Source organism: Pseudanabaena sp. BC1403 (genome assembly GCF_002914585.1).
Classification (GTDB): domain Bacteria; phylum Cyanobacteriota; class Cyanobacteriia; order Pseudanabaenales; family Pseudanabaenaceae; genus Pseudanabaena.
In genome coordinates this window covers 62,732-76,416 of sequence record NZ_PDDM01000023.1, presented here as the reverse complement: position 1 = coordinate 76,416, position 13,685 = coordinate 62,732, and the positions used below count along the sequence as shown (strand labels likewise).

Here is a 13,685-nt window from a genome sequence, read left to right as displayed (position 1 = left end):
TTGTCTCCGATTTTCAAATTCCTGCTTTTACAAAAAACTGTTCTGCTGTCACAGCCAAATGTGGGAATAACTCATCGATTAATAGGCGATCGCCTTGATAAGTCTCTGGAGGGCGATCGGGATAGAATAACGTCAAAGTTCTGCTCATCGGATCGATAACCCATACTCGTAATATCCCAGCTTTCAAATAATCACCAGCCTTAGCCACAAATTCCTTAAAAGTCTGTCCCTCTGACATAATCTCAATTACTAACTCTGGCGGTACTGGACACATCTCATTCCCGACATCACTAGGTAATCGTTCTATCGAAATATAGGTCAAATCAGGTACAGGACACCAATCCTGATTATTGCGTTTTAACACGATTCCCCATTCTGGATAGACAAAGCCTTTGCCTTGAAGCAGAGTTCGCAAAAAAATCAATAACTCTGCTTGTAAAGAAGCATGAAATCTTTTTGGCGACATTTTTCTTATAGCTTGACCATCGATAAATTCATAATTCTGATCAGACTCAGGGCTTGCCAAAAATTCCGCCAATGTCATTTGCTGCGATGTAACTGTCTTTATCACTGGCGCTTGAATCACTGTAGTCATTTTCATACTCCTCTTTTGTAAAACAATCTGTCACGATGTAACCACAAATTAGAGATTTGCGAAACTCTCTTAACATGGCGCTTGTTCCGATAGCGATCGCTTGATTTACAAGCTGTGGAATTATCGTTTTGATTGCCATATCTGGAAAAAGCAGGCTACTCTCTGACTCTAGATAATGTCCATTAGTGAGCAAAAATATCTTCAAGCTATCATCACGATAAATCCAAACTTCAGGCACGGCGATCGCTTCGTAAGCAGATAATAAGGTCTTAGAAGTTACATCTGACTCGATCGCTAAATCAGGCGGCGGATAAATATCGACATCGATACGTTCCTGACAATCACGGACTAAAGCCGCATTGGTAACATACAGACAAGTATCAGGTTCCACACCAGCCATTCCTTTTCGATAAAAGGTGGTTGAGCCAAAATCTTCCCAATCTCTCCCTTGCGCGTCTAAAATTGCCGTCACAATATAACCCGCGAGGCGATGGGGGCGTTCATGTCTTGATAGGGGGGACATAATTTCTAAAGTGCCTTGATAGTATGCAATGCGAGTATGGCGATCTTCACCTAGCTCATTAAGGATGTCTTCACAATCACGCCAACTCAAAGAGTGAATGGCGATCGCGCTACCATGTCTTAGGTCAATAGATTTGATGGGAATAGTGACTGTCACGCTCTGTCTGCTCCTAATGCATAGGTTTTTAAGTTTACCTACCGCGATCATCACCTATATTTTATCAGAGATTTTGGATTGTACTTTTCAGGCGATCGTCTGTTCGCGTGAGGAAGCAAACAAAAAAGCAGCCTGTTTGATGGACTGCTTTTTATGAGGTGATCTCGTCCCCTAGCGAGTAAGGGACGAGATCGTCGCTATCAAATTCCGTAAACATATCGAAAAATCTCCACTATAATCAAAACAATCCAAACACCAGTTCAGGAGACAACCATCATGGTCAGTCAAATCAGCAAACCTGAAATCATCTACCCTGACAGCGATGGTAAGCCAATGGCAGACAATACCAAACAGTTTGAACTCATCGTTGAAATCAAAAAAGGCTTAGATCTACTCTATATCAACGAACCTAACGTCTTCATTGCAGGCGACCTTTTCTGGTATCCCGTTCAAGGACAGTCCAAAATTGTCACTGCCCCTGATGTCATGGCGGTTTTCGGTCGTCCCAAAGGCGATCGCGGTTCCTATCGCCAATGGGAAGAAGAAAACATCGCCCCTCAAGTCGTCTTCGAGATTCTCTCTCCCAGTAACGATCGCATTGAAATGAGCAAAAAGCTTCTCTTCTTCGATCGCCACCAAGTCGAAGAATATTACCTCTATGACCCCGAAGCCAACTTTCTCGACATCTGGATTCGCACTAGCGAAGGACTAGAACCGATCGCCCAATCCGATAACTGGACAAGTCCTCGCCTCGAAGTCCGCTTTGACACATCCACAGGTCGCCTCCAACTCTACAAACCCGACGGCACAAAGTTTTACTCATACATTGAGGTTAATCAACGACTAGAGCAAACTACCCAACAACTCGCTGAAGCCCAAGCTTTATTACAGCAATATCGCGATCGCTTCGGTGAATTGCCTAGTGGCTGATAGTTTTAATGGGACTTAATTTCCTCATTGCAAGTTGTTTTCAGGCGATCGCCTTTTCGAGTGAGTAAGCAAACAAAAAAGCAGCCTGTTTGACGGATTGCTTTTTTATTAGGCGATCGTAATATTGTTCGCTACCAAATTCTTTCGACAGGGTAGTTTTCAAATTTTCCATCACAACTGAGTTATTGGTAACTTTTCAGAAATGGATTGAGAAATCAAAAGGCGATCAAATAAAAAAGCACTCATCAAATATAATCCTGAAATTCTGTTAACGGCTCATCAAATTTTTTGCCAATCAAGATCTTGTCTTTGTCTGAGCCGAATAGAGATGGGCGCTTTTTGGCTTTTGGTGTTTTTCGAGGTGGACGACTCAATGTTTTATGCCGATCGCTTTGATTTCCAATTGCTATTGTGTCGGAAGCTAGGCTTGCTAAGAGCGCTTTGGCATGGACGATCTGAGCGTGGGCTTGATCAACTCTAGCTTCATTCTCATCAAGGAATTTTTGCAGCCGATCTTGCAGGACTGGTAAAAAGTTAGTCGGGAGGTTGGATTGTGGGTTTATAGGTGAATTTGCACTCATGTTTTTGGAGCCTAGACCAGATAGAAATTTACCTTTGCGATCGCTATGGGAGCGATAAAAATTGCGGGTCTTTGTTCTCATTGTAATAGAAATTACAAGTTATTTTTAAGCGATCGCCTTTTCGAGTGAGTAAGCGAACAAAAAAGCAGCCTGTTTGACGGACTGCTTTTTTATTAGGCGATCGCATCCTCTAACAATTGGGATATGCGACCTTTCCCTTACCAAGAGAACAATCGATCGCATCCCCCAGCGAGTAGGAGACTAAACGAAATTGAGATAATGAATGAGGCTGTTAGGTTTCCAATCGATCGCGTCCCCTAGCGAGTAGGAGAGACTGACACAATTGCAATCCGAAAGAAAGTAGCTGAGTTTCCAATCGATCGCGTCCCCTAGCGAGTAGGAGATTGCTTACAGCAGACGAGATGCTAGATGAAGTTGAGTTTCCAATCGATCGCGTCCCCTAGCGAGTAGGAGAAGCGAATTCATCAAAGGATTGACAATGCAGTTGGATGTTTCCAATCGATCGCGTCCCCTAGCGAGTAGGAGATCTCAACCCCGAACACATTTATCACATTTATATTGATGGCATTGCGAGTTTCCAATCGATCGCTTCCCCTAGCGAGTAGGAGACAAAGTATCGGTACAGCATTTTCATAGTTGGTGTGTGGTTTCCAATCGATCGCTTCCCCTAGCGAGTAGGGGAGGAAAAAGGCGACGAAAACTACACGCCCGACTACTTTATGTTTCCAATCGATCGCGTCCCCTAGCGAGTAGGAGAAAAGGAGAATATTATGGAATTTACTTTAACACGCAAGTTTCCAATTGATCGCTTCCCCTAGCGAGTAGGAGAATTCAATATTGTTGACCCCAAGACTACTGACTGGTTTGGACTGTTTCCAATCGATCGCGTCCCCTAGCAGTAGGAGAACCGTTCAAAAAACAACGATTTCATTATTGGTAAGGAGTTTCCAATCGATCGCATCCCCCAGCGAGTAGGAGATCTGGTACTGAAGCGGTGACGATTTACTCGTTAGGGTTTCCAATCGATCGCGTCCCCTAGCGAGTAGGGGAAACAAGTAACAATCCGTATCGCACGAACCAAGCTGGCGTTTCCAATCGATCGCGTCCCCTAGCGAGTAGGAGACAAAACTGGCACAAGAGTCCGTGTTCTATTTTACCCGTTTCTAATTGATCGCGTCCCCTAGCGAGTAGGAGATGTTTCTAGCCCCGTACCTTCTGCGGTGATTTAATCGTTTCCAATCGATCGCATCCCCTAGCGAGTAGGAGACTCTTCACCCAATTTATTGAGGGTGTGCGGGATGAACTGTTTCCAATCGATCGCGTCCCCTAGCGAGTAGGAGATTTTAACTCAATAGTATACACAGATCTTCTAGTACAGTTTCCAATTGATCTCGTCCCCTAACGAGTAGGAGAATCATAGGTTGTGGGGGTACAGGTTCATATCTCTGTGAGTTTCCAATTGATCGCATCCCCTAGCGAGTAGGAGACTTGACAAATACGCTTGCGAAGATATCCACAATTGGGAGTTTCCAATCGATCTCGTTCCCTAGCGAGTAGGAGTTCCATCTCCTAAACCGATGGCGATAGATGCGATCGTGTTTCCAATCGATCGCGTCCCCTAGCGAGTAGGAGAGAATATACCAACATTTAATATGTCTTTCTACATGTCGTTTCCAATCGATCTCGTCCCCTAACGAGTAGGAGACATGGCGATATTTAGGAACTAAATGTAATTTATGGGAGTTTCCAATCGATCGCGTCCCCTAGCGAGTAGGAGAAATGTATAAAATAACGTCCGCCGTCGAGCATTTTTTGTTTCCAATCGATCTCGTCCCCTAGCGAGTAGGAGAAACTCGAAGATAGTTTTTGCCTTCGTTTTCCCACAATCGTTTCCAATCGATCGCGTCCCCTAGCGAGTAGGAGATTGCAATGCATCGCGCAAAAAAACAAAGGGCTTGTAGAGTTTCCAATCGATCGCGTCCCCTAACGAGTAGGAGATAAATTTGAGGACAGGACAATGATTGACGGGTGAAGTTTCCAATCGATCGCGTCCCCTAGCGAGTAGGAGGAATTGGACGTGTGGCTGAAAGGTAAAGCAACAAACTGTTTCCAATTGATCGCGTCCCCTAGCGAGTAGGAGACCAGTGGTGGAAATGGTAGACACACCGCACTTTCAAATTTCCAATCGATCACGTCCCCTAGCGAGTAGGAGAATCGCAAAGCTTTATGTTCATTTTGCAGACAAGCTGTTTCCAATTGATCGCGTCCCCTAGCGAGTAGGGGATTCTTTCGTTTACCAGTACAAGCATTTATTGAAGGTGGTTAGTTTCCAATTGATCGCGTCCCCTAGCGAGTAGGGGAATGAGTGTGGCGTGTTGGTGCGTCCTGCTTTGCTGATGTTTCCAATCGATCGCGTCCCCTAGCGAGTAGGGAAGTCCTCACGTAATCAAGTCTCAGACCGTCGATATTGGGTTTTCAATCGATCTCGTCCCCTAGCGAGTAGGGAATATCTATGTTGAACAGTACATTGTGTTGGTAGTTACGTTCCCAATCGATCGCGTCTCCTAGCGAGTAGGGGACTACTTGACCATGCTCAAGAAGATGGGCGCACCTAGTTTCCAATCGATCGCGTCCCCCAGCGAGTAGGAGAATATCGATCAACGACATTGTATTTCTAAAAGCTCAGTTGTTTCCAATCGATCGCGTCCCCTAGCAAGTAGGGGAACAAAGCAGTAACGCAATACCCAGAAATTCGTTACCCGTTTCCAATCGATCACGTCCCCTAGCGAGTAGGAGAACTATAAACCCACATCTACATATTCAAAGTAGTAGATGTTTCCAATCGATCGCGTCCCCTAGCGAGTAGGAGACAGTTGCCAGACTACGGCGTAAATCATGGGATTCCCGTTTCCAATTGATCGCGTCCCCTAGCAAGTAGGAGATGCCCGACATGATAGACACAATCCTGAACCTATGGCTGAACGAGTTTCAAATTGATCGCGTCCCCTAGCGATTAGGGAGAATTGCATCAGGCGCAAGTCCTAAAGGTGTTTGGCTGTTTCCAATTGATCGCGTCCCCTAGCAAGTAGGAGATACAGGTGAGAAATCAGTACAGGCTTGGTGGATGAAGTTTCCAATTGATCGCGTCCCCAGCGAGTAGGAGACTCACACTCACATATTACGGGCGGCTCTACACATTATTTCCAATCGATCGCATCCCCTAAGGAGTAGGAGAATTTATGAGGGATTAGGTCTTGCTGGTTATTCTGATGCATTTCCAATTAATCGCGTCCCCTAGCGAGTAGGGAAAGTTCAATTTAGTATTATTATATAAATATAAACAAAGTTTCCAATCGATCGCGTCCCCTAGCTAGTAGGAGACTCATTTTATACTATTAAAGCTAGCAATAACTTATCAGCTAATAGGAGATAGACTTAATTACCTCCTCCAATTTCTCATGTACCTGTGCCATTAAACTCGCCTCTTCTATAGATTCAAACTCTTTGGGCAAATCTTCTTTAGCAATAAAATTTAAACAACCGATTATTCTTTTCTCCCAATCAATCTGACGATCAGTTTCCCAAAAATCAAATACCTTTGACTGATCTAAACCTAATAATTGATGAAACAAGTCATTTCTTTTATCAAAGATAAGATGCCCAAACTTATAGATATCCTCACTAGTATCAATTGTATAGCACTTCTCAAGACAGTTATAGAGCGCTTTTCCATAAAGATTAAATTTTTCACCACTAGGAAGCGCAATCATCAAATTGCCCCTACTATTTGGCACTAAGTTCTGTTTGTTTTCAGCCCATTTACGCAATAATCCCTCAACGGCTCGAAAGCTATGAAAAATGGCTTCAACCGTATTACCCTGTTTCAATCGCACCACCCCTAAATAAGCAGACTCATAAGCCGACCACCACCATTCCCTAGCTCGACTAGTAGCAGGCTCACCCATTTTGCTTGCAAACTCTTCAAATTCGGCATTATTCCAGAGTTTAGCTAAATCGAGTAAATGATTCAATCTTTGCTTTTCACCAGAATCTTCTAAATAAATATTTTCTAAAACACTAGCAATTTCTGAATAGTCATGTCGATCCAGTAAATCCTTTAATTTCTTAAATTGCAACGTCTTAAAATAAGATGAACCGCTTAAAAGCTCAGTTCTATCTGGATTTAACTCACTACTAACTAGAAATTCCACCTCTTTACCAAAGCGAATCAAACAAGTTAACTGCACCGCCGAAGAAATCGCAGGAGTCCCCGCCTGATGACTAACAATTACGAGATCGTTTTGCGTGATCCAACTGTTGTTTTCCCATTTCATAAACTCTGCTTGCATTAGCTTCAGAGTTGCATCCCAATCATCTAAACCTTCCTCTTCCTTTAGAGGTTTTAAATAAGAAAACTCGACCTTACTGTTGACAAAATCATCACTAAATTCCCTTGCAAAATATTTCTTTAAAATGGACTCAAGCTTACAAGTATCTTGCCAAAATGGACTTGAACTTGAACGATTATTGACCTTAAAAATATCTTCCTGATTAGTTAACAAAATAATTATTCTATTTAGCTCTTTAGGTGTTCCTTTTAATTTCGCAACAAAACCTTTTAATAGAGGAAATCTAAGAGTTTCCCAATACTCATCATTATCTAAGACATCTTCATATAAATCCCCTAAGACTCTAGCAGATAAGGAATATAGAGTCTCACCATCTGTGTTTTTCGATAGCTCAGTCACTTTAAACTTATGGTAAACTTGCCCAAGTCTTTTCTCTCTTCTTAAATCTTCCCAATCATCTTTTGAAGTCATGGCAACATCACTGTTACCTATTGTCAAAATCCAAACCGTGTTCATGTTTTAATCTCTTATCAGTTTACCAATAATCATCGAGTATTTAACGAGAACCAAGCACTTTATTGTATGGGTGGTTTAGGTTTTAGTATCGGTTTATTAGACAATGGCAATTGAGTCTTTGAAGGAGTTGGAATAGAAGGCAAGCTCTTGGACGAATTTTGCAAAGGATTTTGATTGCCCCAAACATATTTCATGCCTTTGGCAGCTATTGCATCAAGAAATGGTTTGAGTTGATCCCCTTCATCCCTATGCTTCCATTTAGAGCGATCGCTATGAAACACAGTTACAATCTCTAAATACTGATTATTTCCAATTGGCAACATTCGATGCCATACATTGCTAAACCCAAGTTGTTCTTTATCTTCCTCCTCTTGAGTCTTACGATTGAATTTTTTCACAATAGTTCTTCCACCAATCGCTGGCGTTTTCTTGAAGATTTCATCGTGAAAAAGCCGAACCACATTACTTTCTCTAGTTATTGAGGCATAAACCGTAACACAATTAGGATTCCAAGCTTCACGCCATGTTTGACAACTTGACGATTGAGAGCTAAAGCGATCTCTACATACGGTGTACAAACCTTCAATGAATTGCTTGAGATCATCAATAGACTTGATGGCTAACCACTTTAAATCTGTACTAGCTAATTCCCAATGACAACCAATCTCAAATTTTTTACTCACATAATCTTTATAAAATATTTCATGGGAGACTCTACGCCATGATTTACCAAAACCACCCATAACAAAGGCAAACATGAGTACTTGTTCAATAAACCTTAGATCGCTTTCTCTTTGAGCATCAAATTCTAATTGCTTTTTAATATCATCGCTTTCTTGTCTTTTGATATCAATATGTAAAATACCTTCAGTCGAGAATGTAGCAGGTTTTTTGATCTCGTCATACTTTATAGCTGTTTCTTGCCAAAAAATTTGTAGTTGACTGGGATCAGAAGAACTACCAAACAATCGATCTTCAATGTCTTTACCAGCCTGCGTTACACCAGCTAATAGTCTTTTGACATGACCACGCAAAGTTGCCTTGAATAGATTTGGACGAAACTCAGGTTCATCACTGCGTAGAGTTGGGCTAACACCACGTCCCTTAAAAGCAACAGTAATTGGGTATTTCGGAATTTCGGAAGGGCGATCAACTAAATGCCCACCTAAGCCATAGCCAGTACTAGTTTTACCGCCTACACCTAACTGAATTGCTTGCAAGAAAATATTTTCCACTTCTTGCCAGTTAGTGTTTTTAGGATCTGCACTACTAAACTCGAATACCATAGTTGGTTGAAAAAGACTCACCATGGCAAAGGCATTAGGTGAGCTATCCTTTTCTCCTACCTGCCGTAACTGTTGTGGATGAATCACATCAAGCATTCGATAGCGAGTTTCCATAATCATCTCGCCTCGTTTTCTAACCCTTACTTTTCGCATTCCTGACCAATCACCAATAGGATAAGCACCATGAAACCTAAAGCCAAGAGTACTTGGTGTCAAATTGTCATCATCTCCGCAATAAAGTCTAAGTTTATTTGGACTATCTTTACAAGCACGGCGAAATAGACCTTTAACACTACTTCCCGAAAGATAGGGGATTCCATTTTTACCCATAATTGGGCGCAGAATACTATCTTGACCACAATTACTTGACAATCTAAATGGAAACTCGATCTTAATTCGATAGATGGAGCCATCTAAACCTAGTTTAGGCTCTTTTCGCTGATAACGTGGCTGTGGATCGTTGTCTAATTTAGGATCAACCCACTCCTTGCGCCAATCCTCAAGATCTTGATTATTACCAGCAAACTGTAAACTGCAACGCCCACTGACTTGGGCGCGATACATCATTGGCACTTCTTCAGGATTAATCTCCAACTTAGTAGATGCTTTAGATTTTGAAGACTGTATTCCTACTCTCTCAAACGCTTTAGAAAAAGACATATATTTTAATCCTCCTCTCCTTTTACTTTTTTATCTTTTTTTCTATATCTTTGAGTCCACCAAACAAGTGAATCGCAAAGCTGTGTCAAAACAGTTAATGCAATACGATAATCATCAGGAGTCTCAGCAGACATTTTCCAGATTGCAGAGCTTGTCTCACCAATTTTAGTTGTGTCATCAAACTTGACTTTAGTATCTGCATCTGGAAGCGTAATGTCTGACTCCTCAAGGATCTTGCCTAAAATCTGCCAAACATCTCTCCAGTACTTACCTTTATTTTTGCTCTCCTCCTTTTTTTCGCGCTCAAATCTGAGATGCTCTCCCCAAAAACGCTCTAGCCCATAGGCAACAGCCATTCTCATTTTATGAGATTCAATCAAAACATCCTTTTCATCACGATGTTTGATTACCAATGCTTGAGCATGATGATCGAGATTGTAGGGATACCAACCAGCATCTTGTTTATTTGTTGTAGTCATGTTTTACTCCTAGTTCAATCCTTCATATAGAGTGACATTAGTGCGCCCAAATCCAATCGATTCTAGACCACCAAAATAAAGTTCTTTAGTTTTCTCGATATCTGCATCGACAATGTACTCTTGCCAAGAGTTATCATCTTTGCCTTTATTCTTGATTGCCGTTGGAAAAGTTAAGATAGTGCCTTCAGGCAGAGCCTCAACATTAAAAAATGCACCACCTTTGGCTTTTTTCTCGTTAGCATCAAGAGCTACACGGCTTTGACGATATAAAGCCATATCATGAATCATTGAAATTTCTGTATCACTTACAATTAGAACTAAATCTCTACCTGATTGCAGGTTTTCAAGATTATCGGGAATATAATCCCCTAATTTTTTGTCTGAAGAATCCAAACGAATGAAGCCCAAATTAAAAAACAGCTTAGTAAGATTATCTTTAGCCCCATAATAAGTGTGCGGCGTAAATGTGTAAGGAGTCTTGCCTGATAGCTTTTGATACCGTTTGAGAAGACGAGGACAAGAAACCCAAACTACAGGTTGATTAGGACAGTACACAGGCAACCAAACAATTGAAGCATATTCAAACTTGACCAGTGCCTCAGTGGTATCTTTCTTGTTTTCGGCGGCTTCTCCCTTTTCTGGAGCCTCTTGTCCGTACCAATAGTTGTAATCTTTGTAGCCTTCATTTTTCTGTCGAAGATCTTGTCGCATATCAGCCCGAAAACGTCCACGAATAGAACTCCCTGGGATAATACCCGTTTGAGTAAATTGGTCGCGAAATATCAGGTTGAGATTGCCTGATTCCTCACCTGCACTTGCTCCAACATGGAGAGGCGCAAGCGTTTCAATAATACCGTAAGCTTTTTTATACATTAGTCCACTCCTTTAATTGTAATTGGCAAACACAAACCACACCCTAAATGTTTTAGAGGTAACGGTCTTTTATCAAAGTCTTTATCCTCATTACTTTGCGGAAACCACTTGTTTGGAAACTTCCACCAAGTATTATGCTCTTCATCTAGTGGATGTTTAAGCACATAAACAGTTCCCGAAGGAACAGCATATCGACCAATCCCTAGATTACTACCCATACGATACCGAAAGGTAACAGGACGATCAGTCAGCATTTGCGGCGGTTTTTCACCAGCCTTAAATGCTTGAGGATAACGGACAGATAAATTATTGTTACCCCAAACCGCAGGGCAGATCAGAGCAAAACTTCTTTTGATTGGCTCGTTAAACAAATTCAAAATATTTTGCTCTAGATCTTGACAGGTGATTTCTACCATATGGTTCTCACCACCAAATCGATACCAACCATGCTCAACTCTATGGGTTGAAAGGTAGACCAAACAACTATCCTCATCCATCTGGACAGCATTTTCTAAAAAAAGACTGCCCCTATCATTCTCGTCTTGCGGTAAACGAACATGACGCTGATCCTTCTCTAAAGTTGGATGCAACATGGATGTAAACTTCCAAGGAGGCTCAGCCGTACTATCAAGAATATGTTTTTGTTTGTCTTTGCTATTCTGACGATTTTTGAAAATCTCATCTAATGGGTTATCCCAATAGCGAATACTTTGCCATTTATAGTCAGCATCTACATCTTTTGTGCAGTCTTTTTCCCATTTACCATCTAACATTTCCCATTCATCAGCATTTTCTTTGCCAATTATGAGCGACCGCGGGATCGGCACATAAAAGTCTTGTGGTTTATCATCCTTAGCCCAAAATGCACCAGCAACAGTTAGATTTAGCTTAAGTTCCTTATGATTAGGAAGTTTCTGTTCGTAGCTAGCCCGAAGAATCAACCCTGAAAGCGCTGCCGCATCAGGTGGAAATTTTGTCCCAGATCTTCCAACTAAGTTTTCAGGAGATAGAAATGCTCCAGCACTAGCATACAGAAACCCCAACGGACGAACCACTATTAGATATTTGAACATAGTTGCCACCCCACTAGAATCATGCCTTCAATCCATGCAATAACTGATTTCTCATCCTTTTCACCTGTGAGATGTTTACGATCCTTAGCCTTACTAAACATCTTGCGTTTATCTTCACCAAAATACAATGTCAGCAGTTCAATAGCTAGATAGTCACTTGGATGTTCTGCTGTCTCTGGCGGTATCGCATGACGTGCCTTGAGTTGTGCCAGATCGGTATATACATGGCTCCAGTTTGCATCTTTGCCAGTATTGTCATTGCGATCGCGGTAGTCTTTCAACCATTCCAAATATTTCCAAGGCGTAGTCCACTGCACAAATTGACCATTGTTAAACAGAACCCGAATCGTCACGCGATCGCGTCCTAAATTCTTAGCCAGCTTCTCAGCCTCACGGCAATGCTGCAACACATCACGCTGCGGCACGCTATGCCCTGCCCACACAAATCCCACACTGAGCGTAATCCCAAGGTTTCCTTTTTCCCAGCTACCACGCAAATCCAGTAACCATTCAATTACTTCACGACTATCTAATTTAGGAGTCTGTTTGTCCCCATACATCACACCAAGAAAATCGTCTCCTCCCGCATAAACTACACGCCCTTTTTTATCAAAATCTGTTTGGAATTTCTTACCCCAAGCCCTCAAAGACTGGCTAAATTGAGTGACACTAGCATTATCTGTAAGCCTCTTGAGGTGATCTCCGACCTTATCGCCATCACCCATAAACCAGCCAGTCCAATAGGTCGCACCAGATTTATCATCTTTGCGAAGCACTTCTCGAAAAGTCGGCGCATAAAGATCGCGGTGGATATGTCTAGCGATCGCCCCATAAGTAACCAATCTTTTGATTAATTCAGGAATACTCAATCGCTCATTTTCGTTGATATAAGCGCGATCGTTCTCATCACCAGAAGGATCGAGAACTTCAGCAAGCCTCTTGTAAAAGCTTTTAATTTCTGCTTCATTCGTTCCCAAACTATCCATATTTGGATGAGCGATCGCATCATGCCCTGACAAACTCGAACTTTCACCATTCCAATTCGGCACAGTCCAAGCCCGCCGCAACTTCCGAGTTTCCAAATCACGCATTGCTAACTCAATATCTGCCCCACTGCCCCAAAACACCTCCCAAGCGTGAATTTGCCATCTTGTCCAAGAGTTAAACCAACCCTCATCATCAATTTGCAAATTATCTCTCAACCAACCACGACAAGCCGTTACAATTTCTTTCCAGCCTTCAGTTAAAGCTTTCTGAGCATCGTTATGCGAGAAATCCCCCAATATTAAAATTCGATTGGGCATTCCTTGCACAATATCAACATTAGCCATCTCAGAGGCATCATCGATCGCGATCGCAGGTGAAATCACTTCACAGTTTTTACTATTAGCCGCACAAACGATCTTCCAACTTAAGTACGAGAGAATTTGCGACGCACCATAGAGATCGCGCAACTTGCGAGACTTCTCAATAAAGCCTTGTACAGGAGCAAATGTAATCACCGTATATTTCCCACTCACGGATTCACTCGTTTGGGATTTTTCTTGTGTTAGTACATCCATGACTGCGATCGCCTTACCTCTCACGCACATTTACAAAAGCAATTTATCAGATATTTATCACGATAGCTAATTTATGAGAAT

The 13,685-nt window shown here is 42.0% G+C and carries 11 protein-coding genes and 1 CRISPR repeat array; of the genes, 1 reads left to right on the top strand and 10 read right to left on the bottom strand.

The features are described from left to right. Positions 1–13: 13 nt before the first annotated feature. Together CQ839_RS18685 and CQ839_RS18680 are read right to left on the bottom strand one after the other, a co-directional pair. Entirely contained in the window at positions 14–595 is a 582-nt protein-coding gene (locus tag CQ839_RS18685) for a Uma2 family endonuclease (protein ID WP_103669811.1), read from the bottom strand. Beyond that, positions 513–1,274: a Uma2 family endonuclease gene (locus CQ839_RS18680; protein ID WP_103669810.1), complete on the bottom strand. Its 762-nt coding sequence runs from the start codon at positions 1,272–1,274 to the stop codon at positions 513–515. Before CQ839_RS18680 ends, CQ839_RS18685 begins: the two co-directional genes overlap by 83 nt. 276 nt (positions 1,275–1,550) lie before the next feature. Here CQ839_RS18680 and CQ839_RS18675 point away from each other — a divergent pair, with 276 nt between their 5' ends. Continuing rightward, entirely contained in the window at positions 1,551–2,204 is a 654-nt protein-coding gene (locus CQ839_RS18675) for a Uma2 family endonuclease (protein WP_103669809.1), read from the top strand. Between the two features lie 40 nt (positions 2,205–2,244). Here CQ839_RS18675 and CQ839_RS25780 read toward each other — a convergent pair whose 3' ends face one another. The 8 genes from CQ839_RS25780 to CQ839_RS18640 all read right to left on the bottom strand — a co-directional run bounded on the left by CQ839_RS25780 (position 2,245) and on the right by CQ839_RS18640 (position 13,604). Next, entirely contained in the window at positions 2,245–2,367 is a 123-nt protein-coding gene (locus CQ839_RS25780) for a hypothetical protein (RefSeq protein ID WP_258040788.1), read from the bottom strand. 82 nt (positions 2,368–2,449) lie between these two features. Next, positions 2,450–2,866, bottom strand: coding sequence for a hypothetical protein (locus CQ839_RS18670; protein ID WP_103669808.1), 417 nt, complete (start codon positions 2,864–2,866; stop codon positions 2,450–2,452). 145 nt (positions 2,867–3,011) lie between these two features. Continuing rightward, positions 3,012–6,175: a CRISPR direct-repeat array (repeat unit 19 nt; unit sequence TCCCCTAGCGAGTAGGAGA). 50 nt (positions 6,176–6,225) lie between these two features. Next, positions 6,226–7,671 (bottom strand): hypothetical protein, encoded by a 1,446-nt coding sequence (locus tag CQ839_RS18665; protein ID WP_103669807.1) that lies wholly within the window; start codon positions 7,669–7,671, stop codon positions 6,226–6,228. 59 nt (positions 7,672–7,730) lie between these two features. Next, complete coding sequence (locus CQ839_RS18660) at positions 7,731–9,617, bottom strand: hypothetical protein (RefSeq protein WP_103669806.1); 1,887 nt, start codon at positions 9,615–9,617, stop codon at positions 7,731–7,733. Between the two features lie 5 nt (positions 9,618–9,622). Continuing rightward, positions 9,623–10,096: a hypothetical protein gene (locus CQ839_RS18655; RefSeq protein WP_103669805.1), complete on the bottom strand. Its 474-nt coding sequence runs from the start codon at positions 10,094–10,096 to the stop codon at positions 9,623–9,625. A gap of 9 nt (positions 10,097–10,105) precedes the next feature. After that, positions 10,106–10,969, bottom strand: coding sequence for an RAMP superfamily CRISPR-associated protein (locus CQ839_RS18650; RefSeq protein ID WP_103669804.1), 864 nt, complete (start codon positions 10,967–10,969; stop codon positions 10,106–10,108). Beyond that, positions 10,969–12,042: a CRISPR-associated protein gene (locus tag CQ839_RS18645; protein ID WP_103669803.1), complete on the bottom strand. Its 1,074-nt coding sequence runs from the start codon at positions 12,040–12,042 to the stop codon at positions 10,969–10,971. Before CQ839_RS18645 ends, CQ839_RS18650 begins: the two co-directional genes overlap by 1 nt. Next, on the bottom strand, positions 12,027–13,604 hold the full coding sequence (locus CQ839_RS18640) for a type III-B CRISPR-associated protein Cas10/Cmr2 (RefSeq protein ID WP_103669829.1): 1,578 nt from the start codon (positions 13,602–13,604) through the stop codon (positions 12,027–12,029). The genes CQ839_RS18645 and CQ839_RS18640 overlap by 16 nt, the downstream gene beginning before the upstream one ends. Positions 13,605–13,685 lie beyond the last annotated feature (81 nt).